The sequence below is a fragment of the Nonomuraea sp. NPDC049486 genome, from assembly GCF_040676925.1.
Classification (GTDB): domain Bacteria; phylum Actinomycetota; class Actinomycetes; order Streptosporangiales; family Streptosporangiaceae; genus Nonomuraea; species Nonomuraea ferruginea.
The window spans coordinates 1-23,866 of the sequence record NZ_JBFAPV010000028.1; the positions used below are offsets into that span (position 1 = coordinate 1).

The 23,866-nt window shown below is 70.0% G+C and carries 30 protein-coding genes; 15 read left to right on the forward strand and 15 right to left on the reverse strand.

What is annotated here, in order from left to right:
* Positions 1-331: 331 nt before the first annotated feature.
* Complete coding sequence (locus AB0K05_RS42495; protein WP_271275761.1) at positions 332-613, reverse strand: hypothetical protein; 282 nt, start codon at positions 611-613, stop codon at positions 332-334.
* Positions 614-936: 323 nt separating this feature from the next.
* Between AB0K05_RS42495 and AB0K05_RS42500 the strand changes: the two genes are divergently transcribed.
* Positions 937-1,545, forward strand: coding sequence for a TetR/AcrR family transcriptional regulator (locus AB0K05_RS42500; protein ID WP_271275760.1), 609 nt, complete (start codon positions 937-939; stop codon positions 1,543-1,545).
* An 11-nt stretch (positions 1,546-1,556) separates the two neighbouring features.
* On the forward strand, positions 1,557-2,273 hold the full coding sequence (locus AB0K05_RS42505) for a phytanoyl-CoA dioxygenase family protein (protein ID WP_271275759.1): 717 nt from the start codon (positions 1,557-1,559) through the stop codon (positions 2,271-2,273).
* Positions 2,274-2,495: 222 nt separating this feature from the next.
* On the opposite strand, the gene AB0K05_RS42510 is transcribed toward AB0K05_RS42505, so the two are convergent.
* The gene (locus AB0K05_RS42510; protein ID WP_271275758.1) at positions 2,496-2,642 is read right to left on the reverse strand and encodes a hypothetical protein; all 147 of its coding nucleotides are present in this window, start codon (positions 2,640-2,642) and stop codon (positions 2,496-2,498) included.
* A gap of 4 nt (positions 2,643-2,646) precedes the next feature.
* Complete coding sequence (locus AB0K05_RS42515; protein WP_148029042.1) at positions 2,647-3,033, reverse strand: helix-turn-helix domain-containing protein; 387 nt, start codon at positions 3,031-3,033, stop codon at positions 2,647-2,649.
* Between the two features lie 102 nt (positions 3,034-3,135).
* Here AB0K05_RS42515 and AB0K05_RS42520 point away from each other — a divergent pair, with 102 nt between their 5' ends.
* Complete coding sequence (locus AB0K05_RS42520) at positions 3,136-3,756, forward strand: NAD(P)H-binding protein (protein ID WP_364237240.1); 621 nt, start codon at positions 3,136-3,138, stop codon at positions 3,754-3,756.
* Positions 3,757-3,865: 109 nt separating this feature from the next.
* Here AB0K05_RS42520 and AB0K05_RS42525 read toward each other — a convergent pair whose 3' ends face one another.
* Complete coding sequence (locus tag AB0K05_RS42525; RefSeq protein ID WP_219552471.1) at positions 3,866-4,273, reverse strand: MerR family transcriptional regulator; 408 nt, start codon at positions 4,271-4,273, stop codon at positions 3,866-3,868.
* Positions 4,274-4,322: 49 nt separating this feature from the next.
* On the opposite strand from AB0K05_RS42525, the gene AB0K05_RS42530 reads away from it, so the two are divergent.
* Positions 4,323-5,207 (forward strand): NAD(P)-binding domain-containing protein, encoded by an 885-nt coding sequence (locus AB0K05_RS42530; protein WP_364237243.1) that lies wholly within the window; start codon positions 4,323-4,325, stop codon positions 5,205-5,207.
* Between the two features lie 39 nt (positions 5,208-5,246).
* Here the strand turns inward: AB0K05_RS42530 and AB0K05_RS42535 are convergent, their stop codons facing one another.
* Complete coding sequence (locus tag AB0K05_RS42535) at positions 5,247-5,912, reverse strand: response regulator transcription factor (RefSeq protein ID WP_271275755.1); 666 nt, start codon at positions 5,910-5,912, stop codon at positions 5,247-5,249.
* The gene (locus tag AB0K05_RS42540; protein ID WP_271275754.1) at positions 5,909-7,084 is read right to left on the reverse strand and encodes a sensor histidine kinase; all 1,176 of its coding nucleotides are present in this window, start codon (positions 7,082-7,084) and stop codon (positions 5,909-5,911) included. Before AB0K05_RS42540 ends, AB0K05_RS42535 begins: the two co-directional genes overlap by 4 nt.
* Positions 7,085-7,271: 187 nt before the next feature.
* Between AB0K05_RS42540 and AB0K05_RS42545 the strand changes: the two genes are divergently transcribed.
* Positions 7,272-8,828, forward strand: a complete 1,557-nt coding sequence (locus AB0K05_RS42545; RefSeq protein ID WP_364237247.1) for an alpha/beta hydrolase — start codon at positions 7,272-7,274, stop codon at positions 8,826-8,828.
* An 85-nt stretch (positions 8,829-8,913) separates the two neighbouring features.
* Here AB0K05_RS42545 and AB0K05_RS42550 read toward each other — a convergent pair whose 3' ends face one another.
* Together AB0K05_RS42550 and AB0K05_RS42555 are read right to left on the reverse strand one after the other, a co-directional pair.
* A complete protein-coding gene (locus tag AB0K05_RS42550; RefSeq protein ID WP_364237250.1) occupies positions 8,914-9,072 on the reverse strand; it encodes a hypothetical protein in 159 nt (52 codons plus the stop codon).
* 17 nt (positions 9,073-9,089) lie between these two features.
* Positions 9,090-9,662 (reverse strand): dihydrofolate reductase family protein, encoded by a 573-nt coding sequence (locus AB0K05_RS42555; RefSeq protein ID WP_364237253.1) that lies wholly within the window; start codon positions 9,660-9,662, stop codon positions 9,090-9,092.
* Positions 9,663-9,734: 72 nt separating this feature from the next.
* Between AB0K05_RS42555 and AB0K05_RS42560 the strand changes: the two genes are divergently transcribed.
* From AB0K05_RS42560 to AB0K05_RS42570, 3 genes are all read left to right on the forward strand, one after another.
* Positions 9,735-10,307: a TetR family transcriptional regulator gene (locus AB0K05_RS42560; protein ID WP_148029050.1), complete on the forward strand. Its 573-nt coding sequence runs from the start codon at positions 9,735-9,737 to the stop codon at positions 10,305-10,307.
* Positions 10,308-10,387: 80 nt separating this feature from the next.
* Positions 10,388-10,873, forward strand: coding sequence for a SigE family RNA polymerase sigma factor (locus AB0K05_RS42565; RefSeq protein WP_271275750.1), 486 nt, complete (start codon positions 10,388-10,390; stop codon positions 10,871-10,873).
* Positions 10,870-12,009: a hypothetical protein gene (locus tag AB0K05_RS42570; protein ID WP_364237256.1), complete on the forward strand. Its 1,140-nt coding sequence runs from the start codon at positions 10,870-10,872 to the stop codon at positions 12,007-12,009. The genes AB0K05_RS42565 and AB0K05_RS42570 overlap by 4 nt, the downstream gene beginning before the upstream one ends.
* A 193-nt stretch (positions 12,010-12,202) precedes the next feature.
* Here the strand turns inward: AB0K05_RS42570 and AB0K05_RS42575 are convergent, their stop codons facing one another.
* Positions 12,203-12,853: a hypothetical protein gene (locus AB0K05_RS42575; protein WP_364237259.1), complete on the reverse strand. Its 651-nt coding sequence runs from the start codon at positions 12,851-12,853 to the stop codon at positions 12,203-12,205.
* Between the two features lie 124 nt (positions 12,854-12,977).
* Here AB0K05_RS42575 and AB0K05_RS42580 point away from each other — a divergent pair, with 124 nt between their 5' ends.
* Together AB0K05_RS42580 and AB0K05_RS42585 are read left to right on the forward strand one after the other, a co-directional pair.
* Complete coding sequence (locus AB0K05_RS42580) at positions 12,978-13,565, forward strand: RNA polymerase sigma factor (protein ID WP_364237261.1); 588 nt, start codon at positions 12,978-12,980, stop codon at positions 13,563-13,565.
* A 14-nt stretch (positions 13,566-13,579) separates the two neighbouring features.
* Positions 13,580-14,470: a CU044_5270 family protein gene (locus tag AB0K05_RS42585; protein ID WP_364237264.1), complete on the forward strand. Its 891-nt coding sequence runs from the start codon at positions 13,580-13,582 to the stop codon at positions 14,468-14,470.
* A 7-nt stretch (positions 14,471-14,477) separates the two neighbouring features.
* Here the strand turns inward: AB0K05_RS42585 and AB0K05_RS42590 are convergent, their stop codons facing one another.
* The gene (locus AB0K05_RS42590) at positions 14,478-15,902 is read right to left on the reverse strand and encodes a hypothetical protein (RefSeq protein ID WP_364237266.1); all 1,425 of its coding nucleotides are present in this window, start codon (positions 15,900-15,902) and stop codon (positions 14,478-14,480) included.
* 77 nt (positions 15,903-15,979) lie between these two features.
* Positions 15,980-16,585 carry a CGNR zinc finger domain-containing protein gene (locus AB0K05_RS42595; RefSeq protein ID WP_271275743.1) on the reverse strand — a complete coding sequence of 202 codons (606 nt, stop codon included), beginning with the start codon at positions 16,583-16,585 and terminating at the stop codon, positions 15,980-15,982.
* Between the two features lie 90 nt (positions 16,586-16,675).
* On the opposite strand from AB0K05_RS42595, the gene AB0K05_RS42600 reads away from it, so the two are divergent.
* Together AB0K05_RS42600 and AB0K05_RS42605 are read left to right on the forward strand one after the other, a co-directional pair.
* The gene (locus tag AB0K05_RS42600; protein WP_271275742.1) at positions 16,676-17,425 is read left to right on the forward strand and encodes a phosphodiesterase; all 750 of its coding nucleotides are present in this window, start codon (positions 16,676-16,678) and stop codon (positions 17,423-17,425) included.
* Positions 17,422-18,039 (forward strand): LysE family translocator, encoded by a 618-nt coding sequence (locus AB0K05_RS42605; protein WP_271275741.1) that lies wholly within the window; start codon positions 17,422-17,424, stop codon positions 18,037-18,039. The genes AB0K05_RS42600 and AB0K05_RS42605 overlap by 4 nt, the downstream gene beginning before the upstream one ends.
* A 25-nt stretch (positions 18,040-18,064) precedes the next feature.
* Here AB0K05_RS42605 and AB0K05_RS42610 read toward each other — a convergent pair whose 3' ends face one another.
* From AB0K05_RS42610 to AB0K05_RS42625, 4 genes are all read right to left on the reverse strand, one after another.
* Complete coding sequence (locus AB0K05_RS42610; protein WP_271275740.1) at positions 18,065-18,307, reverse strand: helix-turn-helix transcriptional regulator; 243 nt, start codon at positions 18,305-18,307, stop codon at positions 18,065-18,067.
* A complete protein-coding gene (locus tag AB0K05_RS42615) occupies positions 18,307-19,008 on the reverse strand; it encodes a DUF2975 domain-containing protein (protein WP_271275739.1) in 702 nt (233 codons plus the stop codon). The genes AB0K05_RS42610 and AB0K05_RS42615 overlap by 1 nt, the downstream gene beginning before the upstream one ends.
* A gap of 141 nt (positions 19,009-19,149) precedes the next feature.
* Positions 19,150-19,587, reverse strand: coding sequence for a hypothetical protein (locus AB0K05_RS42620; RefSeq protein WP_271275738.1), 438 nt, complete (start codon positions 19,585-19,587; stop codon positions 19,150-19,152).
* Between the two features lie 175 nt (positions 19,588-19,762).
* Complete coding sequence (locus AB0K05_RS42625; protein ID WP_271275737.1) at positions 19,763-20,437, reverse strand: hypothetical protein; 675 nt, start codon at positions 20,435-20,437, stop codon at positions 19,763-19,765.
* 83 nt (positions 20,438-20,520) lie between these two features.
* Here AB0K05_RS42625 and AB0K05_RS42630 point away from each other — a divergent pair, with 83 nt between their 5' ends.
* The 3 genes from AB0K05_RS42630 to AB0K05_RS42640 all read left to right on the forward strand — a co-directional run bounded on the left by AB0K05_RS42630 (position 20,521) and on the right by AB0K05_RS42640 (position 23,795).
* Positions 20,521-21,519, forward strand: a complete 999-nt coding sequence (locus AB0K05_RS42630) for a MerR family transcriptional regulator (RefSeq protein WP_364237271.1) — start codon at positions 20,521-20,523, stop codon at positions 21,517-21,519.
* A gap of 387 nt (positions 21,520-21,906) precedes the next feature.
* Positions 21,907-23,037 (forward strand): NAD(P)/FAD-dependent oxidoreductase, encoded by a 1,131-nt coding sequence (locus AB0K05_RS42635; protein WP_364237273.1) that lies wholly within the window; start codon positions 21,907-21,909, stop codon positions 23,035-23,037.
* Positions 23,038-23,060: 23 nt separating this feature from the next.
* Positions 23,061-23,795 (forward strand): phosphotransferase, encoded by a 735-nt coding sequence (locus AB0K05_RS42640; RefSeq protein WP_364237275.1) that lies wholly within the window; start codon positions 23,061-23,063, stop codon positions 23,793-23,795.
* Positions 23,796-23,866 lie beyond the last annotated feature (71 nt).

The window sequence follows — 23,866 nt, forward strand, 5'->3', positions numbered from 1 at the left end:
GCGAGAACTGCCTGCGACGCCTCGTCACGTACCTACCTCTTCCAGACTTCTGTCAGTTTATGTAGCCAACTGTCCGGAATCTTCGGGGCACCTCAATCGATGGATCTTCACGCATGAGGACGATGCGGTACGGCTAGGCATTCTCAAGTTCCAGGACAGGACGAGGCCGGAACGACGACGGAGGGCGAGAGGCGTTCGTCCTCCTGAGCGAGACAAGCCCTCTGGTACGAGCTGAACGTGTTGGAATCCTGGCTCAAAGATCACTGACCTGGGTCGAAGATCCGATCCATTGCCTCGGCGCCCTCCAGCCGCTTGCGGTAGACGGTCTCTGTCACGCTGGTGTTGCGATGGCCGACCGGCGTGAGATGGCCTCGATCGGCATTCCCGAGTCGGAGAGCAGTGAGATGTGCCGCATCTCCCTGGGTACCCCGTTCAAGGGGTTGAGGCCAGCCTTCTTGAGGACGAGGACGGTACGGAACGAGCGGCGGACATTGTGAGAGTCCAGCTCGGTGCCGACCTTGGACGCGAACACGAGGTCGTTGTCCTGCCAGCTCTCATCTACTGCCTTCTTGGTTACCTCCCGGCGTTCGCGGTCGACCTTGAGCGCATCCACGCAGCGTCTCGGCACGGCCAGAGTGCGACGGAGGAGGCGAGCTGGCGCGGTTCATGCCTCGCGGCGTTCAAGTGCTGTGCCTTCTCAACTGGGCGCAGATGGGTTTCTGGACGCTGTCGCTCGTCCAGCTGTTTCTGGGGGTCACCGCCCTGAGTAACCAGTTGCCGCCGCTCAGCATTGTGTCTTCAACCATGGCGGTCTCTTTCAGTTTGGCTGCCGTACTGGCCTCGTCGGGCGGGGAACGGCCGTCTCGCCCGCCGCCGACGACAGGCGAGACGAAATGTCGCTTGCGGATTGAGTTGAGCTCAACCAAAATTGTAGCCATGGAACGCGTCTCCGACCGTGCCGGCGCCAGCCGCCGGCGCCTCCTGCAAGCCGCCGCGGAAGAGTTGATCGCCAGCGGTGACGTCGAGGTGGCCGCCGTGGCAAGACGCGCCGGGATGAGCACCGGACTCCCGTACCACTACTTCGGCACCCGCAGCGGCCTCATGAGCGCCCTGCTGGAGGACTTCTACGAGCGGCTCATAGCCGACACCGTGCTCGGACACTACGAGGGGGCGACCTGGCTCGAACGGTGGCGGGCGCAGGTCGCCACCTGGGTCGAGCACATGTACGCGGACCCACTCGCGCCCGTCGTCCTCGGCCGCATGGTCGGCGACGCCCGCGTGGCCGCACTGGAAGCCCAGTGCTTCAAACGGGTCATCGACCTGGGCGCCAAGCACTTCGCGGCGAGCCAGGCCGAAGGACACGTGGCCGGCGATCGCGACCCGGAGCTCCTGGCCGCCGCGGTGGTCGGCGGCATGCGCGCCATCCTCGCCATCGTCCTGAACCAGAGCCCGCGCCCCGATCAGCAGGCCGTGATGCGCGAGGTCTGGCTGTTCACCGTCTCCGCACTGGGTGTCACCGGCGATCGTGACGGCGGTGCGCCATGAATCCGGGCGCCATGTCGCGCCTGCACCGCGACGGCTACCTCGTGCTCCCCGGCCTCCTCGCGGCCGGCCGCCGCCGGCGCATCCGAGCGGAGCTCGCCCCCCTCTTGGTGCCGGCCGGTCGCGACCCCTTCAGGTCGCGTCACACTCGGCAGATCTTCGGCGTCCTGCACAACACCCGCGCCGTCGACGCCCTCCTCGACCACCAGTACGTCGTGGCGCTGCTCGATCGGCTCCTGCTGCCGAACTTCCTGCTCTCGAAACTGGACGTGATCGAAAGGGCCCCTGGCGCCGCCGCCCGCCCGCCCCGCGCGGACGACGACCACTATCCCGTTCCCCGTCCCCGGCCCGCCCTCTCGGTCGTCGCTACGTGGACCCTCGACGAAGGGGCCACTCTCACCCTGTGGCCGGGCAGCCACCGCTGGCCCTCGGCCCGCCGTCCGGACGAGCCCGGAGTCGCCCTCACGCCCCCGCCGGGTTCTTGCGTGATCATCCTCGGCACCCTCTGGCACGGCGCCGCCGAAGTCCCCCCGGCCGGCGGCCCCAATCTGACGATCACTGCGCACTACTGTGAGCCGTGGCTGCGCACAAGGGAGGCGTTCACCCTGTCACCCGGCCGGGAGGTGGCCAGGCAACTGAGCCGGCGGGTCCGCCACATGCTCGGCTACAGCGTGCATCCGCCGGACACGGGGCTGGTTGACGGCATGCACCCGCAGCGCCTGCTCACCTGACCCGCCGCGGCCTTCCGGTGCCCGCACGGAAACCCGATCCGTGGGGAGAGCGGCGCGTCGCTGCGCACAGCAGGATGACCCTGCTCTATGCGGGGCGAACGCGAGATTGTGGTCCCGTCGAAGTCGATCCAGTGCCGGATCATGCTCCTGCACCAGAGTCCGGGGGCAGAAGACAGCGCGCCCCGGTACATGTCAAGGTCCTGACGCCAGCGCTCGCATGCTTCAGGGGTCTGCGAAAGGTCGTACGGCTCGTTGTTGTCCGCTCGGCGCGATCAGGGCTTCCGCTTCGGTGAGGTGTTGTTCCAGGTGAGCCTCGGTCAGGTGGGTGATGGGGATGCCGTCGTAGCTGAAGCTGACGACCATGGCCATCGCGTCAGCCGGCGCGGTCGAGACGAGAGCTGTTGTCGTACGACTCGCGGGCGTCGAGCAGTTCGTCCCAGTGTTCCTGCGTCCAGGCGCAGGCGATCGCCATCGGCCCGAGCATGCTACGGCCGAGCGGGGTCAGCCCGTACTCGACATGCGGGGCGGCGCCGGTGTAGACGGTGCGTTCGACCAGACCGTCCCGTTCGAGGGAGCGCAGCGACTGGGTGAGGACCTTGGGGGTGACGCGGCTCAGCGGCACACGCAGCTCGGAGAACCGGCGCGGCCCGTGCTCGAGGCAACGGATGACGAGCGCCGCCCACTTGTCGCCGAACCGGATCGGATTGAGCGAGGACGGGCACAGCTCGTCGAACATGTCGGCGGGCAGGGGTTCCCTCATGGCCTCACGATAACCGGTATCCCCGTGGTAACCGCAGCCCTCGGTAGCGTCCGGGAAGCGGCCGGGCGAACGGGACCCGGCCCCGGTGAAAGGCGGTTCACGATGAACATTGTGGTCTTCGGCGCGGGCGGCAGAGCCGGTAGGCAGGCCGTCGCCGAGGCGCGCCGGCGGGGGCACCGGGTCACCGCCGTGGTGCGTGACCCCGCGAGCCACGGCGATCTGACCGACGTACGCGTGGTGGCGGGTGACGTCACGGACGGGACGGGCGTCGCACATGCGGCCGCGGGCCATGACGCGGCCATCAGCGCCGCCGCTGACCTGTCCGCGCCGCCTCACGAGTTCTTCACCGCGTCGGCCCGCGCCCTGACCACCGGTCTGGCGGAGGCGAACGTGCGCCGGCTGGCGGTGGTCGGCCTGGCATCGATCATGCCCGGGGCTTCGGGTGCTCCGCTGATGGACGAGCCCGGTTATCCCAACGAATACCGCGCCTTCTACCTCGGCCACGCGGCGGGTCTCGCCGTGCTTCAGGAGTGCGACCTCGACTGGGCGTACGTCGCTCCGGCAGGCGACTTCGACCATGCCGGAACGCGCACCGGCCGGTACCGGATCGCCGACCATGCGGACCCGGCCAGCAGGATCACGTACGCGGACTTCGCGGTGGCGCTGCTCGACGAGATCGAGGCCCCGCATCCCCGCCGTGCCGCCGTCAGCATCGAGGCGTGATGCCCTAGGTACATCCAGGTGGCTTCCGACCGCGGCGCGGACCGCCATCCGGCGCGAACGGGTCAAGACGGGGACCCAGGGTTTCCTGGCAGGAAACCCAGCAGATCGCTCAGGCGGGTACGGGCTCCTGGTCGGCATCGTGAAAGGGCGGATAGCTCTCGCCGGCCATGCGCTCGGCCGCATCGATGTAGTCGGCAAGAGCGTCGCGGGATTGAGCGAGCCGGTCCATCTGATCGTCAAGTCGCCGCAGCCGTGACCTCATCGCGGCCAGCAGCTCGGGACATCCGAGCAGTTCGGGGGCCTCTCCGACCGCACAGGGCAGCAGGTACGCGATGTCCTCAGAGGACAATCCGGCACCGAGCAGGTGCCGGATCTGCTTCACCCGCAGCACGGCGTCCTCGTCGTACTCGCGGTAACCGTTCGCGCCCCGGTCTGCCGCCAGCAGCCCCTGGGCTTCGTAGTAGCGCAGCTGATGGGCGTTCACACCCGTCCGGCGACTCAATTCCCCGATCAGCACCGAAACCTCACTTGACCTTCATACCGGTATCAACGTTGACGATGCTGCCATGGACAGCACAACCAATGCACCCGTGACAGTCATCGGACTCGGGCTGATGGGCCGGGCGCTCGCCGGCGCCTTCCTGAAAGCTGGGCATCCCACAACCGTGTGGAACCGTACAACCTCCAAGTCCGACCAGTTGGTAGCCGAGGGTGCGCGGCGGGCGCCGACGGTCGGTGACGCGCTCAGGGCAAGCTCCCTGACGATCATCTGCGTCACCGATTACCAGGCCATGCACGAGCTGCTCGGCGCGAGCGACGTCGAGCTGGACGGCACGATGGTGATCAACCTGACCTCGGGTGACTCGGCCCAGGCCCGGGCGGCCGCTCGATGGGCCGAGCAGCGCGGCGCCCGTTACCTGGACGGCGCCATCATGGCCATCCCGTCGGCGATCGGGACCGCCGAAGCGGTGATTCTGCACAGCGGGCCGCAGCCGGACTTCGATGCGTACAAGTCGACGCTCGACGCTCTCGGCACCGTCACCTACCTTGGTGCGGACCATGGGCTGGCGTCCCTGTACGACGTGGCCGGCCTCGCCATGATGTGGAGCGTCCTGAACGCCTGGCTCCAGGGCACGGCCATGCTCAGAACGGCCGGTGTCGACGCCGCGACGTACGCGCCGTTCGCGCGGCAGATCGCTGCCGGTGTGGCCGAATGGCTGCCCGGGTATGCCGAGCAGATCGACAGCGGCTCCTTCCCGGCCGAGGTGTCGGCCCTGGAGACCGACGTGCGGGCGATGGCACACCTGATCGAGGAGAGCGAGGCGGTGGGTGTCAACGCCGAGCTGCCGAAGTTGATCAAGGCTATGGCCGACCGCTCGATCGCCGCAGGACACGGCGGCGAACAGTATCCCGTGCTGATCGAAGAATTCAGCAAGCCCCGCGACTCGTGAACACCCCATCAGGTCGGAAGGTCCGGTTCCGGAATCTTTTCAGCGGTGGGCGAAGCCTGTGCGGTAGGCGAAGACCACGGCTTGGACGCGGTCGCGTAGGTCCAGTTTGGACAGGATTCGGGAAACGTAGGTTCGGACGGTCTCGACGCTGATCACCAGTTCCGCGGCTATCTCGGCGTTGGACAGGCCGCGCGCGATCAGGCGTAGTACCTCGCGTTCGCGGGGGGCCAGCGCGGCCAGCGGATCCTCGGCCGGGGTCGGGTTCGCCGGGTGGACGCGCTCGGCGAAGCGGCCTATGAGGGTGCGGGTCACGGCGGGGGACAGCAAGGACTCGCCGCGGGCGACGGTGCGGACGCCGTTCACCAGCTCCAGCAGGGGGGCGTCCTTGAGGAGGAAGCCGCTGGCTCCGGCGCGCAGGGCTTCGTAGACGTACTCGTCCACGTTGAACGTGGTCACCACCAGCACCTTCGGCGGCGCGACGACACCGGGGCCGGCGATGCGCCTCGTCACCTCGATGCCGTCCATCAGCGGCATGTGGATGTCCATGACCACCACGTCCGGTTTCAGGCTCGTGACCACCTCGAGCGCGGCTGGGCCGTCGGCGGCCACGCCGACCACTTCCATGTCCGGCTGTGCGTCGAACGCCGTCATGTAGCCGGTGCGGACGATCTCCTGGTCCTCGCAGATCGCGACGCGAATGGTCATTCGGCACCGCCTACGGGGATCGACGCGTGCAGCCGGAAGCCGCCGTCCGGTTGCTCGCCCGCGGTCAGCTCGCCGCCCAGCGCGCCCACCCGGTCGCGCAGTCCGGCCAGGCCGCGGCCGCCGGAGAGGTCGCTTCCGGCGCCTACGGAAACCGCGGCGGCGGCGTTCGTCACTTCGACCTCCACCCGGTCGTCCCGGTAGTCGACGCGCACCGTGGTCGGGCGGCCTTCGGCGTACTTGACGGCGTTCGTCAGGCCCTCCTGCACCACCCGGTACATGGCCAGCCCCACGCCGGCCGGGAGTGCGAGCCGGTCGCCGTCCCCCACCAGGTCGACCGGTTGGCCGCCGTTTCGGGTCTGTGCCACCAGATTTCGTACGGTTCCCGCGACGGGCACGGCCGACTCTCCGGTGGCCTCCAGCACCTCCAGCAGGTACCGCAGTTCGGCCAGGGCTCGGCGGCCGGCGTGGCCGATCGTGGACAGTGCGGTGACCACGCGGTCCGGCGACGTGGCCAGGAACTGCGTGGCGTCGGCCTGCACGACGATGCCGGTGACGTGGTGGGTCACCACGTCGTGCAGTTCCCGGGCGATGCGGGCCCGCTCGGCGGCGGCCGCGGCCAGGGCGGCGCGCCTCCGTTGTTCGGCCTCGTCGAGCCGTCGCCCGCGTACGAAGACGCCGAGCACCCAGCAGGCGACGAGAACCAGGTAGAACACCAGGAACTCGCTCAGCGCGTTCGGTGAGCCGAGCAGGTGTACGGCCACGCACAGCACGACGTACGCGGCGGACGCCACGACGGCGATGAGGCGCCGGAACCGCTCCTGGTGCGCGCCCACCGAGTACAGCGCGAGGTAGATGGTCACGGTGCCGAACTCGTGCGGGTAGCCGGCCGCCTCATGGACCGCGAACGACGCACCGATGATCGCCAGGCACGCGGCGGGCCACCGGGTACGCACCGCGAGGGGCAATGTCTGTGCCAGGACGAGGACGATCGCGAGCGCGTCAGCCGGGCGTCTTGGCAGGTCACCAAGCTGGGCGCTCATGACCGACAGCGCCGGGACGAACGCCAGCCCGGTGAACGCGACGGCCGGCCACAGGTCCCTCACCGCGGCGTCGTGGACGCGCCACCGGTCCCGCGACCTCCGCGACAGGTCGCCGACCCTGGTCCCCCCCATGGTGCTGAGCCTAGCGATCTCTGGCCTCCGGTTTTACCGCGTTTGTCCCTCATATGAGCTACACGGAATGTCCGCAGCGCGGTGATTCGGGACAGGGCACTCAACTCCTACCTTTCTTGTCGGCGGCCGGAACCACGGTCAACCGCGGACCAGTTCGCGGCACAACGGCACTTCGGAGGACATCACCATGGGAAGCACCAACCGCGGACGAATCGTCGTCGCCGGCATCCTGGCCGCGCTCGCGGCGACGGGGGCGACGGTCGGCGGACAGCCAAAGAGCGCCGCGGCCGAGGTGGGCGCCGGCCACGTCCAGACCTCGATCAAATGGGGCGGCTGTCCGGAACTCGCGCCGGGCGTCAAACGGGACCCCAGGCAGACCTGCGGCACGGTCAAGGTGCCCCTGGACTACCGCCATCCCCAGGGAGAGACCATCACCGTCGCGGTCTCCAGGGTCGCCACCGCCAAGCCCGGCAAGAAGCGCGGCGCCTTGCTGTTCAACCCGGGCGGCCCGGGACTCGGGGGCCTGGACATGCCCGGCAAGATGGCACCCACGCTGCCGAAGTCGGTGCTGAACTCCTACGACCTGATCGGGTTCGACCCACGCGGCGTCGGCCACAGCACCCCGATGAGTTGCGGCCTGACCGACTCCGGCTTCCTCAACGTGTTCGCCTACCCCGGCGCCGGCGGCTCGATCGAGGGCAACGTCACCAGCGCGCGCGCCGCCGCCGAGCAGTGCGCCGCGGTCGGTGACAAGCTCCGGTTCTTCACCACCGCGAACACCGCCCGCGACATGGACCGGATCCGCCAGGCACTCGGCGCGCGGAAGATCTCCTATTGGGGCCAGTCCTTCGGCACCTACCTCGGCGCGGTCTATACCTCGCTGTTCCCCCACAACACCGACCGGATGGTGCTGGAGAGCAACGTCGACCCGAGCAAGGCGTGGGCGAAGATGCTGGACACGTGGAACCAGGGCATGAACGACCGGTTCCCGGACGCCGCCCGCGTCGCCGCCGCGAACGACACCGAGCTCGGGCTGGGCGGGACCGTCGACGAGGTCACCCATACCTTCCTCACACTGGCCGACCACCTCGACCGGAAACCGGCCGCGGTGCCGGGCACGCCGGCGGCCGTCAACGGCGCGCTGCTGCGCGTCATCACCTACCAGATGTTGCTGCACAACGAAACGCTCGCCCCGCTCACCCAGTTCTGGAAGGCGGCGGCCGACCTGTCGGCCGGCAAGGCCCCGACAGACGCGGGCGTCGCCGTGCTCAAGCAGGTCTTCGCCGACGCCGCGGCCGAGCCGGGCGTGCCTGCGGACAACCAGGTCACCATGGCTCTGGCCCTGATGTGCGGGGACACCACCTGGTCGCGCGACGTGGACTCCTACGCCGGCGCCACCTCGGCCGCCCGCGCGAAGTACCCGCTGAGCGCCGGCATGCCCAACAACATCCGGTCGTGCGCGTTCTGGTCCACCAAGCCGGTCGAGCCGCTGGTCAAGGTCACCTCGCACGGTCCGCGTAACGTCCTGATCCTGCAGAACCGCCGCGACAACGCCACGCCGTGGGCCGCGGGGCGGGGAATGCGCGAGGTGCTGGGGGATCGCGCCGGCTTCGTCGGTGTCGACAACGGCGGTCACTACGTCTACGGCACCGGCTCGACCTGCGCCGACAAGGCCACCGTCGCGTTCCTGACGAAGGGAACCCTGCCGGGCAAGGACCTCGCCTGCGACGGTCCTCGGTCCTGACCGTCAAACCGCAGCCCCGCCCTTCAGCCTCCGGTCACGACCCGGGGGCTGAGCCGTGCCTCAATCTGCGTCCGAGCCGGCCCGCTCAGTAGCCGCTGCGGCGGGGGGCGGCCGTCGGGCGGCGGGAGAGGTTGGTCCGGCCCGTGGGCTTGACATCGCGCGTCGGCTGGTCGTGCCGGTGTGGCGATCGGGTCTGGTGCTCGGTCTTGACCTGGGTGATCGTGGCGGGGAGTTTGATATGCATGCTTCCTCCTTGAGGTGCTATGCCCTGGTGAGCCAGGTGACTTGGGCGCCGTTGTCGAAGGACTCGCGCCGGGTGGGGGTGAACAGGGTGGGGCTGAACTGTCCGGAGAACATGGGGATGCCCGCGCCGGCCACCACGGGGTAGCTCTTGAGGATGATCTCGTCGATCTCCGGGAGCAGGGAGGCGGCGAGTTTGCCGCCGCCGCAGAGGTAGATGTCCATGCCGGTGTCCTCGGCCTTCAACCGCCGGACCAGCTCGACCGGGTCGCCGGTCTCCACCCGCACCGTGGGGTCGTCGATCGTCAGCGTGCTGGAGACGACGTACTGGCGCAGGTGGGCGTACGGGCTGGTGGTGGGGACTTCCAGGGCCGGCTCGTAGGTGCCGCGGCCCATCACCAGGGTGTCGAAGACCTTGTTGGGCGTGCCTTCCAGGCCGACGAGCTTGCGGACATGGGTCGGGAGCGTCTCGGGGTAACGGTCGTTGATCCAGGCGTCCATCTGGTCCGACACGGGGTAGAAGTCGAACTCGGCGTTGGGGCCGGCGATGTAGCCGTCGAGCGAGACGGCGATGTAGTAGACAAGCTTTCGCATATTGAATCACTCTCGATGTAGTACTCTGTTTGGAGTGGTCAGAACGTAGTACTACAAACGGAGTGGTGTCAAGTGCGGAGGAATCCCGAGCGGCGGCTGGCGCTGATCGACGCGGCCATCGAGGTGCTGGCCAAGGAGGGCGCGCGAGGGCTGACCTTCCGGGCCGTGGATGCGGAGGCGGCGGTGCCCCCGGGCACGGCGTCCAACTACTTCGCCAACCGCGACGACCTGTTCACCCAGGTCGGCGGACGCATCTATGAGCGGCTGCTGCCCGACGAGGCCACGATGGCCCGCGGCATGGAGGGCGTCCAGGACGAGACCCGCTACACCGAGCTCATGCACGAACTCGTGGAGCGGGTCTCGGCCTTCAACTCCGGCTACCTGGCCCTGCTCGAGCTCCGGCTGGAGTCCACCCGGCGTCCTGAGCTGCGCGCCGTGCTGACCAAACGCATCCGCCAGGACATCGACGACAACATCGGCTACCACGCGGCCTCGGGGCTGCCCGGCGACTCGACCGGGGTGGTGCTCCTCTACCTCACGCTGAACTGGCTCATCGTGGAGCGGCTGACCCTGCCCGACATCTTCACCGAGCAGGAGATGCGGGAGCTGGTGGACGCCGCCGTGCGCAGGTCGATGAAGGCCTGACCTGTTCTCTGCGGCGATTCAACAGTCCGACCCGGCGGAGTGCTCTATCCCAAGACGAAACCGTGGAAAGGCGGAGCTCGTTGGATGAGCGCTTCGAGGAATTCGTGGCGCAGAGGGCGGACGCCCTGCTGCGCTACGGCTACCTGCTCAGCGGCAACCCGCATGACGCGGCCGACCTCACCCAGGAGGCGTTGATCCGGCTCCACCGCGCCTGGCCGAGCGTGCGCCAGAAACAGGCGCCGGAGGCGTACACCCGGATGATCATGACTCGGTTGCACATCAGAACGTGGCGCCTACGCAGGCGCGAGCGGCTCGACTGGGCACTTCCCGACACGGCACGGACCGATCGGCTGCCCTCGGACGACGGCCTTTGGCCGGCACTGGCCGGCCTGCCGAAGAAGCAGCGTGCCGTGCTGGTGTTGCGCTACTACGAGGACCTGTCGGACGTGGAGATCGCCGCCGTGCTGGGCGTCTCCCGCGGGACCGTGCGCAGCCACGCGTCGCTCGGCCTGGCCAAGCTCCGCACCACCCTGCCCCACCCCACGACGAACGGGAACTCCGCATGACCGACGAGTTGGAGTCGTATCTGCGCACGAAGCTCGGACGTGCCGCCGAGCGTGCCCCGAAGGCGCCGCCGCGTTTCCCGGCCGAGGTGGTCTCGCGTTCGCACAGGCGCAGGACGGCAAGGAACGCGCTGGTGGCAGGGATCTGTGTCGCGGCGATCGCCCTCCCGGCCGGCCTGATGGCCACGTACGGAACGGAGCGCGGCGACGTCGCCACCATCGTCCCCATCACCCCGACTGTGCCTCCCAAGGACTACACCGGCGACGAGTACCGGATCGGCGAGGTCCTGACGATCGACAATCCCTCCCAGAAGCGCCCCATCTCCCTCTGGTACGCGAGGACCGACAACGGGACGGTCCTGTGCGAGCGGGTGCACAACAGGACCGGTTCCCTCTCGGCCGGGTGCGGCCGGCCTCTCGGCGCCGAGGAGGCGACCGAGCAGGGCTCCACAGAGACTTTCCCCGCCCCGGCCACGGGGCTGGTGATGTACTTCGGCACCGCGGGGGACAGGGTCGCCCGCGTTACCGCTCTCACCGACGCGAGCGAGGTCCACGGGACTGTCCTACAGCCAGAGGACACCCCCCAGGGCATCTGGACGGTGACCGTCCCCTCGGACAGGACGGTGACGGCGTTCGAGTTCGCGGGCCGCGAGGGCGAGACGATCACGCGGATCGAGCGGCAGCAGCGGTTGGTCATTCCGGAAGCCGACGCCAAGCCGCTGGGCCCGACCGTGGAGATGCCGGGCAAGCTGGTCGCGGGCCTGTACGAGACACCCGGCAAGACCCTGATCTGGAAGCTGAACGGTCAGGCCGTCGGCCCCATGCACGTGATAGAGAGAGGCGGACCCGGCAAACCCTTGATCGACATGGACGGCAAGCCGACGAAGGTGGAACTGGGCGACCACGAGGAGCACTGGTTCGGCATCACGAGCACCGAGACCGTCCGCGTCGGACTGGTCTTCAAGGACGGCACGACCGTCAAGGTACGAACCAGGCCGAATCCGTGGAAGATCGATGGCTTCCGCCTGTTCGCGGGGACGCAGCGGCACAGCGAGGACATGTACCGCGACGGCTTCCGGATCATCGGCTACGACAAGGACGGCGCCGAACTCTGGCACGAGGACCACGGCGCATCGTGATCCGAAAAGGACAGTGGCGGCGTCCAGTCGTACCCGGATGGTCGGGTCGGCCATCAGAATCGGCCACCATACCGAGCAGACCCGTGGCGAGCGAGCCGACGATCAGAATCCAGCCGAGGCAGCACGGATCAGCGCGGACCATGGTCGTAGGCCGCTGTCAGGGGACCTGTGCGCGGTCCACCGAGGGGCGGGGTCAGCGGGAGCCGGTCTTCTTGCCGCACACGCCGGGAAGGCCGCATACCTTCTTCGCCATCTTTCCGGCCTGACCGGTGATCTCCTTGTTCGCTCCCCGGCCCCTGGCGTTGGCGGTGTAGAGGAACAGGGCGGCGCCTCGACGGCCGACGACAGCCAGGTCGTCTGACGGAGACAGGCGCCGGCCCTTCGCGTCGTAGTCGTAACCGGCCACCGACAGGGCCTCGTCTCCCACGCGCAACGGCCTGCCCACGTAGCCGAACCGGTCGCGCTTCACCACGGCCGGCTTCGAGCACCTGGCCAGGTCGGCGCGGAGCTTGCGGAAGGCGGCCTGGGCGGCTCTGGCATTCCTGTACAGCACGAGCTGTTCGCCGGCGCTCGATGGTGCGCTGGTGAGGTGGGTGATGGTGCGCATCGCCACCCGGCCGTCGCGGGATTTCCGCTTCGAGCGGCAGGGATTGAATGCGAGCTGCCGGGACAGGCTGTCGCTGATCTTCCACCACTCCTCGTCCTCGACGACCGATCCCTCGGCGGCCGTGCGCTCGGTCAGCAGGAAGTTCTTGGGGATCTTGGTAGCGGTGGCGTGGACAGCGCTCGTTCCCGCCAGGGTCGAGCCGATCACCAACGCCACGGCCATCGTCTTTTTGATCACGAATCATGAGATGTGCGGCCTTCACGGCAAGTTCGCATGATCACCGTACGCGGGAGATTCAGGGGAACCGGTACCCGCGCCCACGGCAATCACTGATGTCAGCTGAGATCCGAAAGGCATGGACATGCGACATCAGAGCGGGCACCCGGCAGGCGTGACGGTGACCGACGACGCCACGGTGATCGCCCGGTCCCGGGACGACCCGGAGCACTTCGCCGTCCTCTTCGAACGGCACGCGCCGGTCCTCAAGCGTTACGTCATCCTGCGACTGGGCGAGGACGTGGCCGACGACATCGTGGCGGAGACCTTCATCGCGGCGTTCCGGCAGCGTGCCACGTACGACCTGACCCGCGAGAACGCGCGGCCGTGGCTGTACGGCATCGCGACCAACTACATCGGACGGCACCGCCGCCGAGAGATCACCCTGTACAAGGCGCTGAGCCGCAAGGGGGTGGACCCGGTGGACGAGCCGTTCACCGACCAGGTCCACGAACGGGTGGCGGCCCACCGGCTGCGAGACAAGCTCTTGCGGGCCCTCGCCGGCCTGCCGGCCGGGCACCGGGACGCGCTGCTCCTGGTGACCTGGGGCGAGCTCAGCTACGAGCATGCCGCCCAATCGCTCGGCGTGCCGGTGGGGACGGTGCGTTCGCGCGTCAACCGGGCTCGCCAGAAGCTGCGCCGCAAGCTCGGCGACATCGATCCGACACTGTGACGAGGAGTTCGGCCATGGACGAGATGACCTTGCTGAACCGGCGGCGCGACGAGGTCCCGCCGCCGACCGACCTGAGCGCGGCACGGAACAGGTTGCTCACCGAGATCCGCCGTACTCCTGATGTCCGGCCCAGGCGGGCCGTCCGCCGGGGTGCACTGGTGAGCGCCGCCTGCCTGGCGGCGTCCCTGGCGGTGGGCGCCACCCAACTCGGGGGCGCCACCGAAGAGGGCGAGCCGCCGATCAGCGCCGCCGCGGTGCTGGAGAACGCCGCGCTGGTGGCCGAGAGGACGAAGGCGACCACGGTCCGGCCGGACCAGTGGTTCTACATGAAGGAGTCGCAGCCGGTCGACTCCCTCCCCGTGTACGAGCACTGGAGCCGGATGGACGGCGCCATGACGGCTCTGCGGGGGAGCGACGGCGAGCTGAAGGTGAGCGAGTCGGAGAAGGGGCCGGCGAACTCCGCGCAGACCCTCCGCGAGATAGAAGCGCTGCCCGGCGACCCGGACGCGATGCTGCGGCACTTCTACCGGCTCAAGCGCGAACGCGCGGCCCTGTCGATCTGCGAGCCCGAATGCCCGCCCGGCAGCGAACAGGACCGCCGCGCCTACGGGGCGATCCAGTGGTACCTGAAGTACGGGCCGATCATTCCGCCGGACACCGCCGCGACGATGTTCAGGGCGATGGCCAAGATCCCCGGCGTCACGGTCGAGGAGGACGTCGCCACCGCCGAAGGCCGCCCGGGTCTGGCGGTCGTCCTGGATTACGGCGAAGCGGGCAAGGGGTACACGATTCTCGATCCCCGGACCTACCGCTACCTCGGCGTCAAGAGCGTGCGCGGCGGTCACAGCATGGCCATGTCCGTCCTGGACTCCGGCATCGTCGACAAGCCGGGCGAGACGCCCTGATCGCCGCTCATTGGACGGCGCCGGCTTGGCTGAGAAGGTTCTGGTACCAGGTGGCGTACGGGTGATTGGTGGCCGGGAAGTTGGCCAGGGGATCGGTCGCCTGGGAGGCCGAGTCCAGGTTCCAGCCGCGGACGAGCCGTCCGGCCTGCCGGGCCGCGGTGATGAACGACGACTGACCGGCGGGGGCGGCGTAGTACAGCGCGCCCTGCTGGAGCTCGGCGCTGTCGCCCTGCTGGAACTCGTCGAAGGCGATCTGCTGGTAGCGGATGCGGTCACCGGTGCGCTGGGCCGTGTCGACGCGCAGGGTCTGGGCCGGGGTCGGGCCGTCGGCGCCGGTCCAGACGCGCACGCTGGACGCGCCGGCGGCCGAGGTGGTCTTGTCGTAGCGGGGGTCGGCGGTCTTGGCGTTGCCCGTCCAGGTGACCGTGCGCGCGGCCGGGTCGAGGGCGCCTGCCCAGGTCCAGTTCTGGCTGTTGCTCTGGCTGCGGTGGATCTCGCGCAGCCGGGTGCCCGTGGCGTCGAACCGGATCGTGGGCAGGACGCCGTTGTCGTACTGGCGGCTCGGTGACCAGGTGATCTCGCCGTCGGCGGCGAGCCGTCCGACGCGGTACCACAGGGTGGTCGCGTTCTGGGAGCGGTGGACCTCGACCAGGTCGCCGTCGTCGTTGAGGGCCACGGCGGGGGTCATGCCGGAGTCGTAGCGGCCGTGCCGCAGCCAGGTCACCGTGCCGTCCGACCCGTACGTGCCGCTCCAGTACCAGAGGTCGCCCGAGCCCGAGTCGTGCACCTCGACGACCTGGCCGCGCCCGTTCATCGCGACGGCGGGACTGGTGCCGGAGTCGCGTTTGTAGAGGGCGCGGGTCCTGGCGTTGCCGGAGAGCAGCGCGAGGACGCGGCCGCGCAGCGCGCCCACGGTCGGCGGGGTGGCCGGGTAGTCGGACGCGCGCAGCAGTTTGGCGCCGAAGACGGAGACGAGCTCCTGGTTGAGCGCGGCGAGGTTGCCCGCGGCGTACGAGGTGTTGTCGGTCAGGTCGTCCTTGATGTCGAGCGCGACGGTGATGGGCGCGGCGGTGGGGTGGTTCGTGGACCAGGTGTCGATCACGGTGAGCCAGTCGCGCAGGAGGTTCGAGGCCGGGTTGCCGGCGCGGTCCACGAGGTCGCCGGGGGCGTCGTGGCCGATCGCGTAGTCGCGGGCGGTGGCGTAGCCGTTGTCGTGGATGTCGAGCTCGATGAAGCGGACGCCCTGGTCGAGCTGGCGGGTGATCGAGCCCCTGGCGCCGTCCAGGTCGCCGGAGTAGCTGTTGTGGGTGGCGCGGAAGATCGCCGAGGGTAAGGGCGGGTCCGCCGCCGCGCCGGCGGGACCGGCGGTCAGCAGGGCGGACATGAGCACAGTGGCGAGCACAGCGGCGAGCGCTGCGAGGGGCTGGGGCATCGGCTGTCCTCAGGTCGGGGGGTGCCTCCAGAAAACACGATCATGGTCTTCCGGCCAACCCCCTCGCCCCGGCACGCTCAGGCCTCGGGGAGAGCGGCGTTGTGGCGCTGGTAGTGGCGGGCCGCGCGGGCTCGGTTGCCGCATGACGGCTTGCACCACTCCTGCCGCCCATGGCTCTGGACGAAGTAGCGCACGCAGCGAGGCGCGTCGCAGGCCCGCAGGCGCTCGCGCTGCGGACCGCTCAGGAAGTCGATGGCGGCCCGTGCCAGGGCCGCGATCAGCCGGACGTCGGCGTCGGGCTCGGCCGACAGCACCCCTGTGCTGGGCTCGGCGTCCGAGGGCCAGTGCAGTTGAGGGACGATCGCCTCGCGGGCGGCCGCCGCGTTGAGGAGAGCCAGCGCCTGCTCGGCGGGCATCAGCCGGTGGGCGTCGGCCCGGCTCGGCGGCGCCGGGCTGACCGCTCGCGCGAACAGCGCCCGCACGGCCCGGCGCAGCTCGACCATCTCGCTTCTCAGCTTCTCGTCCCCGGTGAGCTGCGCGACGTCGACGTGGCCGGCCAGCAGCTCCGCCTGCCGGCCGATCCAGCGGGTCATGCTCTGCGGCGTGGCCAGGTCGTCGGTGACACCACCGTTACCGTCATGGCGGATCGTGCTCGCCAGTTCCAAGGCCGGCCAGCGTTCCACTCCAACCCCTTCCGGTTGCCCGCTCCTCTTCCGTACCCTACGGTCTCTAACGTTAAATTCCATTTAACCATTAGACGAAAGGGTCACACGATGACGCTGTTGCTGGCTCAGATCAGCGACCTGCACCTCGACGGCACCGACCGGGCGACGCGGCGCGCCACCCGCGTCATGGACCACCTGCGGGCGCTCCCTCGCCCGGTCGACGCCGTGCTGGTCACCGGTGACATCGCCGATCACGGTGAGGAGGCCGAGTACGAGCAGGCCGCCCGGATCCTGGCCGCCCCCTTCCCGGTGCTCACCTGTCCCGGCAACCACGACGCCCGCCCGGCCTACCGCAAGGCGCTGCTGCGGCAGCCGCCCGGCCCCGGCCCCGTCAACCAGGTGCACCACATCGCCGGCACCGCCATCCTGATGTGCGACTCCACCATCCCTGGCCACGACGAGGGCCGGCTCGACCCCGAGACCCTGGCCTGGATGCACGCCACCCTCGACGGGCTCGCCCCGGGCACGCCCGCGCTGATCGCCTTCCACCAGCCGCCCGTCGAGCTCCACCACCCGTTGCCCGACTCCTCCCGGCTGGAGAAGCCCGGCGACCTGGCCGCGCTGCTCGACGCCCACCCGCGGGTCGCCGCCGTGCTCACCGGGCACGCTCACACCGCGGCCGCGTCCACCTTCGCGGGCCGCCCGCTGATCGTCGCGCCGGCCGTCACCTGGACCCTGCGCCTGCCGTGGGAGGGTGACCGGCCCGCCGACCGCGAGCAACCGCCCGGCCTCGCCTTCCACGTCCTGGACGACGACGGCCGCCTGACCACCCATTTCCGCGTCGTGCTCCAGGCATGATCCACCCGTACGCGATCGCCGCGTTCCTCCTGGCGATCCTGCCTGTCATCGCCACCCCGGGAGCCAGCCTGACCCTGCTGATCCAGCGCGTCACCGCCGGCGGGCGCCGTCAGGCTCTCCCCGTCATCCTCGGTACGGTCACCGGCCTGTACGGGCACGCCACCCTGGCCGCCGCCGGGCTGTCGGCGCTGGTCATGCACTCCAGCCAGGCCTTCACCGCCGTCAAGCTCCTCGGCGCGGTCTATCTCGTGTGCCTGGGCCTGTGGACGTGGCGTTCGACATCCCTGCCCTCGCCTCCCGCGCTGACGGACCAGCCGGAACGGTCCGGCTCCGGCTATACGCAAGCCCTGCTCGCGAACGTGCTCAACCCCAAGGCGGCCTCGATCTATCTGACCCTGGTCCCGCAGTTCGTCCTGCCCGGCCGTCATCTCGGCGGGCAGATCCTCACGCTGGCCACCGCGCACGCCCTGCTGATGGCGGTGTGGTTGCTGACCTGGACGGTGCTCCTCCACCGAGGGGCGCATCTCGTGCGCGGGGCCGGATTCAGGCGTGCGGTGGGCAGGATGTCGGCGGTCGTCCTCGTCGTCCTCGGCCTCCGGGCCGCCGCGGCGTAGGCGCCAGGGCGGCCGCCTCGCGCGGTCACTCCGTGGTGGAGCGGGGGGTGAAGGACAGGAGGTCGCCGGGCTGGCAGTCGAGGACCTCGCAGAGCTTGCTCAGGGTGGAGAAGCGGATCGCCTTGGCGCGGTTGTTCTTGAGGATGGAGAGGTTCACGTTGGTGATGCCCACCCTGTCGGCCAGCTCGACCACCGTCATGCCGCGCTCCTCGAGCAACCTGTCCAGGTGCACCTCGATGGTGTGCTCGGAGTTCTCGGCGGGCGACATCAGACTGTTCCTTCGAGTTCCTCGCGCATGTGCGCGCCGACGCGTACGACCTTCGACATCACCACGAGCCCGAGCCCGGCGAGCAGGAACGCCCACGGGACGTTCCAGCCGAACAGGGCCATCTCCCACACGTCCCTGATGGAGCCGGCCACCATCGACACGGCCAGGCCGGTCTCGACGAGAGTCGTGTAGAGCGACGCCGCGACTGTGCCGGCCATGAGGAACACGCCGAGGAACCACAGCCTGCGGACGACCACCTTATCGAAACCGTTCTCCCGCCGTACGCCTCTGATCAGCCGGTCGAGAAGGACGATGGAGACGAGCAGGACGAGCTCGGTGGCGAACCGCGACGTCTGGTACAGCAGCTGCGTGCCGAGGCTGGAGTCGTCCTTGCAGATCCGGGGCAGCTCGTAGAAGAACTCGACTCCCTTCTCCACGGGGTAGGGGTCGGCGTCGAGGGCGCCGCTCGCCCGCACGGCCTTCCGGCGTTGGGGGTCCTCGGCGACGTTGCCCTCCACGTCGCCGATGTGCGGTGATGACACGCACACCAGGCTCCGGGTGCCGCGGGAGCCCCACGCGTTCTCTCCGCCGGTCAAGGCCGCGAGCCCGACCTCGTAGGCCATCGTCGCGGCGAACAGCACCAAGAAGACGCGGACGACGATCGCCGTCCACTTCAGAGGGTTGGATCTGTTGAGGGGCACGGTACGGCTCCACATCGTTGCTCGATATTATCGAGATTCGATAGTATTGAAAAACGATACGGAGTCAAGTCTGTCGCCGGAGGCGGAACCGGCGGGCGTACTCCTTGACGGCCAGGGCGGCGGCGGTCCACTGGACCACGGTCACGATGACGGGAAGCGCGCGGGCGGCCAGTGCCCGCACTCGTGCAGGGCCGTCGAGACCAGGGCGAAGGGCGCGAGGAGGAGCGCGCTCAGGCCGATGTCGCCGAGCGGGAACGCGTCCCGTGCCGGCTGGGGGAACAGCGAGGGCGAGAGGACGAAGACGCCGGCGGAGAACAGGGCGCAGGCGGCGTAGACGGTCCAGGCCACCGGGCCGAAGAACGGGCGGGCCGGCCTCTGGCTCACGCCGCCCATCCAGCGGCGGAACTGGATGGGCGCGGTGCGTACGGCTTCGCGCTCCTCGCCGGTGCGGTCGTCGACGAAGCCGAGCTCGGTGAGGACCTCGACGAACGCCGGCACGTCGACCGGCTCACCGGCGAACGCCTCGGCCTCGGCGGCGGCCTCGCCCGTCGTCGCGCCGCGCCGCAGCGCGGAGATCACCACCCCGCACCGCGGGCACGGTCACGAACGTGCCGGTCTCGGGGTCGCCGACCACGACCTCGTCGCCCTCGGGCACCAGGGTCAGCGCGGATGAGCCCAGGGCAGCGGCGGGCCCTGGAGCTCCTGGTCGAGTACGGACGACGGGAGCCGGAGAAATGGGGCCGGTGACCGTCTTTCAGACCTTCTGTGGAAGGTAGGGGCTGAAGTGGTCGGCGACGAGCTCGGCGATCGCGGCGGCGTCGCGGGAGCCGTCGACCTCGATCACACGGATGCCGATCCGCTGGGCGGTGCGGACGGCGTCCTCCGCGACGAGGCGATCACGGGTGAGGCGGTTGGCCTGCGCCCGGGCCGGGTCGCTGACGCGGTGCCCGAGCGAGGCGGCCCGGGGGAGCTCCTGGACCTGGCGCAGGCGGAACTCCGGGGTGGGCACGATGACGACCATCCGGCGCGGTGAGTCGATGACGGGCGCGACGAGTTCGGGGCGGAGCCCCCAGCCTTCGGCGATGATCGGGTGACCCGAGACGAGCGCGCGGAGATCGTCCAGGGCCCACTCGAACCGGTCGGGGAAGCCGGCCAGCGTCTCGGCGGCCATCTTCTCCGGAGTGGTGTGGACCCACATCCGGTCCGGGTCGGGACCGGTGACCGGCTCGCCGCGGCCGACGCGGCGGGCGATCCGGCGGTCGTTGTGGCCGCGGGCGTCGTGGTAGTCGTAGTGGTAGACGGTGACGCCGTACTGGACGGCCAGGAGCCGTGCGACGGTCGACTTGCCGGCCCATTGGCCGCCGCCGATCCACAGTGCGCGGCGCAGCGTGCCGAAGGGGTCCCAGGTCTGGGCGTCGTGGCTGGTCACCAAGTTTCCTCCTGTGGTGGGGGCGCGACGGTGCGGGAGCGGGGCTTGAGTCTCAGGCCGCTTGAGACTCCATAGTGACGGGCATGGACGACAACGAGACGTACCCCATCGGGGACGTGGCGCGCCGGACCGGTCTGAGCGTCAGCGCCATCCGCTACTACTCCGACGCCGGGGTCATCGCGCCCACCCACGTGACCGAGGCGGGTTACCGACTGTACGATGTCCGGGCCATCGCCCGGCTGGAGCTCATCCGTACCCTTCGGGACCTGGACGCGGGGCTGGACGACATCCGCCGGCTGCTCGGCGGCGAGACGTCGCTGCACGGTCTCCTCGCGACGCACCTGGAGCTCGTCGAGCGTCAGGAACGTGACCTCCGGGCCAGGCGGGCCGTGCTCAGGACCCTGGTCAAGCAAGGCGGCACGGCCGCCAAGGTCGCCCTGATGCACAAGCTCGTCTCGATGCCCGACGAGGAACGCGAGCGGCTGGTCGACGACTTCTGGAACGAGGTCGGCGAGAACCTGGACGTGCCTCCCGGCTTCGTCGAGCGGTTGCGCACGATGCGGCCGCGCCTGCCGGAGGACCCCACGGCCGCCCAGCTCGAAGCCTGGATCGAGCTGGCCGACCTGGTGCGGGGCGAGGAGTTCCGCGGGGCGGTCCGCTCCTGGCTCCAGGACACCTACGGCACGTTCCCGGGACGGCGGCTGGCCGACGCGCCGGTGTGGGACTTCATCCACCAGGAGGGGATGGAGATCGGCAAGGAGGTCTTGGAGGCGTATCGTTCGGGGCTGCCGGCCGACTCCCCGCGGTCGCGGGAACTGGTCGTCGGCATGGCGGACGCGACCGCCGGGGCCCTCGCCGGCGGGCGCTCCACGGCCGAGTCACGTGAGCGGCTGGCCACGGCCTTCCTCATGGTCGAGCAGATCCAGCGCTCGGATGCGGAAGAGAACGCCCGGTACGACGCCACCCACGGCAGATACCTGTCCCTGGTGGCCGTGATCAACGGGACCCCGCCCGACACCGGCGACGACGGCCCCGCGCTCTTCGCCTGGATCGCGGCGGCCCTCCGTGCCTCGGCCCGGTGAACCTGGCGCAAGCTGATCTGGAGCTGTCACCCTCTTCGCCGTTCCCTGCGATGTGCCGCACTCGGCCGAGTTCGCCACCACGTACGTCCTCCCGGAAGGGCCGTATCCGGGGGCGGAGATGACGCGGCTCATGGAAGACGGATGCCTTCCGAGAATGCGCATCGAAGACTCGAAAAGGGATGAAATGGGCCTATGGGGGCTTTGGCCCGCTCAGGAGGACTGGCCCCGCACCAGGACCGTGTACTGCCTGGCCGCCCCCTTGGACGGGCAGAAGATCACGGGACGCGTGGTCAAGTGACCCGTCCATGTGGCGGCGTTGTGGAGGTATCGGGCGGATAGCGTGCAAACGGCCGGATGGGCGGGGTGTCGCGCCTAACGTCGCAGGATATGCAGACAGTGGACGTACTCGTCGTGGGCGCGGGCCTGGCCGGCCTGCACACGGCTCGCCTGCTCGCGCGGCGGGGCCTGGACGTGATGGTGGCCGACCGCCGCAGGTCGCTGTCGGCCGGGATCCGCACGACGGGGATCTTCGTACGGCGCACCCTCGACGACTTCGACCTGCCGGACCGGCTGCTCGGGCCCGGCATCAGGGACGTGCTGCTGTATCCGCCGTCGCGGCGGTCGCCGGTCCGGCTCACCAGTGACCGGGACGAGTACCGGGTGGCCGACATGGCGGCCGTCTACGAGCACGCGCGGCGCGCGGCGGAGTCGGCGGGGGCCCGGGTGCTGCTGGGCGTACGGTATGACGGCATGTCGGCGGGGCTGGTGCGGTTCGTCGGCGCGGAGCCGCTGACGGCCCGGTTCGTCGTCGGCGCCGACGGGGCCCGGTCGCGGGTGGCCCGTGATCTGGGGCTCGACGTGAACCGCCGCCTGCTCGTCGGCGCCGAGATCGTCTATCCGATCGCGCCGGGCGCGACCGCCCCGGCCTTCCACTGCGTGCTGGATCCGCGGGTCGCCCCCGGATATCTGGGCTGGGTGATCGACGACGGATGGCATGCGCATGTCGGGGTCGCGGGGTATCCGGGCGCGATGCGTACCGGGATCCGGCACCTGCTGGACGCCTTCGCCGAGGACGCGCCCGGCCGCTCGGCGCCGACCGGGCCGGTCGAGCGCCGGGGCGGGCCGATCCCGGTGGGCGGCGTGCTGCGGCGGCTGGCGTGCCCGGCGGGGCTGCTCGTCGGGGACGCCGCGGGCGCGGTGTCGCCGCTGACGGCCGGTGGGCTGGACCCCTGTTTGCGCATGTCCGAGCTGGCCGCGGCGGTCGCCGCCGACTACCTGCGTACGGGGGACGCCCGCGTGCTGAGCCGGTACGACGGAGGCGCGTTGCGTGCCCGGTTCCGGGGCCGGTTGCTGCTGCGCCGGGTGTTCGCCGGCATCCGGTCCCCGGCCGCGGCCGAGGCGGCGGTGACCGCGCTGCGCGGCCGTGCCGGGCGTACGCTGGCGGCGCGGATCTTGTTCGGCGACGGCTCGTTCCCCGATGTCGGTCCACGCCTCGCGGGCCCGGTCCGAAGCGCCTGAAGTCATATACGTCAGGGGGACATGTGCGGGAAGAGCGGTTGCCGGGAGGGTTCGTCAACGAGGTCGTCCGGGTCGGTGACACCGTGCGCCGGGCCCTGACGCCCCGGAGCGACTTCGTGCATGAGCTGCTTGAGCTGTTCGAGCGGCGGGGGTGGGCGGGGGCGCCCCGGTTCCTGGGGACGGACGGGCAGGGCCGGGAGATGCTGGGCTACCTGCCCGGACTCGTCGCCTGGCAGCCGGATCAGCGCCTGCGGGTGGCCTCGGAGGCCGGCCTGGTCTCCGTCGTGGAGCTCGTACGGGAGTTCCACGACCTGACGGCGGGAACCCCGCTCGCCGAGGGCGGGGAAGTGGTCTGTCACAACGACCTGTCGCCGAAGAACACCGTGTACCGGGAGCGCGACGGCGGCCCGCGGGCGGTGGCCTTCATCGACTGGGACATCGCCGCGCCGGGCGCGCGCATCCATGACGTCGCGCACGTGTGCTGGCAGTACGTGAACCTGGGGCCGGAGATCGCGGACGTGGGCGAGGCGGGACGGTCGCTGCGGCTGGTCTGCGACGTCTACGGTCTGGACGGCCGGGAGCGGCTCGTCGAGACGATCCTGTGGTGGCAGGACCGCTGCCGGCGCGGGATCGCCGCCGGTGCGGCCGCCGGCGATCCGGCGATGACGCGCCTGCGGGCCGAGGGCGTCGTCCGTACGGTGCGCGACGCCTGGCGATGGGTCACGGAACACCGCCACGCCCTGGAACGGCACCTCTGACAGGCGTCGTTCACGACCGGGGACCAGCGCCTCGGCGAACCTCACCGGCGTTGGACGCGGCCCTTGTGGCG

Coding starts and splice junctions, on each gene's coding strand:
- AB0K05_RS42500 (WP_271275760.1), top strand. CDS start 937: ATGGAACGCGTCTCCGACCGTGCCGGCGCCAGCCGCCGGCGCCTCCTG.
- AB0K05_RS42505 (WP_271275759.1), top strand. CDS start 1,557: ATGTCGCGCCTGCACCGCGACGGCTACCTCGTGCTCCCCGGCCTCCTC.
- AB0K05_RS42510 (WP_271275758.1), bottom strand. CDS start 2,642: ATGGCCATGGTCGTCAGCTTCAGCTACGACGGCATCCCCATCACCCAC.
- AB0K05_RS42515 (WP_148029042.1), bottom strand. CDS start 3,033: ATGAGGGAACCCCTGCCCGCCGACATGTTCGACGAGCTGTGCCCGTCC.
- AB0K05_RS42520 (WP_364237240.1), top strand. CDS start 3,136: ATGAACATTGTGGTCTTCGGCGCGGGCGGCAGAGCCGGTAGGCAGGCC.
- AB0K05_RS42530 (WP_364237243.1), top strand. CDS start 4,323: ATGGACAGCACAACCAATGCACCCGTGACAGTCATCGGACTCGGGCTG.
- AB0K05_RS42535 (WP_271275755.1), bottom strand. CDS start 5,912: ATGACCATTCGCGTCGCGATCTGCGAGGACCAGGAGATCGTCCGCACC.
- AB0K05_RS42540 (WP_271275754.1), bottom strand. CDS start 7,084: ATGGGGGGGACCAGGGTCGGCGACCTGTCGCGGAGGTCGCGGGACCGG.
- AB0K05_RS42545 (WP_364237247.1), top strand. CDS start 7,272: ATGGGAAGCACCAACCGCGGACGAATCGTCGTCGCCGGCATCCTGGCC.
- AB0K05_RS42550 (WP_364237250.1), bottom strand. CDS start 9,072: ATGCATATCAAACTCCCCGCCACGATCACCCAGGTCAAGACCGAGCAC.
- AB0K05_RS42555 (WP_364237253.1), bottom strand. CDS start 9,662: ATGCGAAAGCTTGTCTACTACATCGCCGTCTCGCTCGACGGCTACATC.
- AB0K05_RS42570 (WP_364237256.1), top strand. CDS start 10,870: ATGACCGACGAGTTGGAGTCGTATCTGCGCACGAAGCTCGGACGTGCC.
- AB0K05_RS42580 (WP_364237261.1), top strand. CDS start 12,978: ATGCGACATCAGAGCGGGCACCCGGCAGGCGTGACGGTGACCGACGAC.
- AB0K05_RS42585 (WP_364237264.1), top strand. CDS start 13,580: ATGGACGAGATGACCTTGCTGAACCGGCGGCGCGACGAGGTCCCGCCG.
- AB0K05_RS42590 (WP_364237266.1), bottom strand. CDS start 15,902: ATGCCCCAGCCCCTCGCAGCGCTCGCCGCTGTGCTCGCCACTGTGCTC.
- AB0K05_RS42600 (WP_271275742.1), top strand. CDS start 16,676: ATGACGCTGTTGCTGGCTCAGATCAGCGACCTGCACCTCGACGGCACC.
- AB0K05_RS42605 (WP_271275741.1), top strand. CDS start 17,422: ATGATCCACCCGTACGCGATCGCCGCGTTCCTCCTGGCGATCCTGCCT.
- AB0K05_RS42610 (WP_271275740.1), bottom strand. CDS start 18,307: ATGTCGCCCGCCGAGAACTCCGAGCACACCATCGAGGTGCACCTGGAC.
- AB0K05_RS42630 (WP_364237271.1), top strand. CDS start 20,521: ATGGACGACAACGAGACGTACCCCATCGGGGACGTGGCGCGCCGGACC.
- AB0K05_RS42635 (WP_364237273.1), top strand. CDS start 21,907: ATGCAGACAGTGGACGTACTCGTCGTGGGCGCGGGCCTGGCCGGCCTG.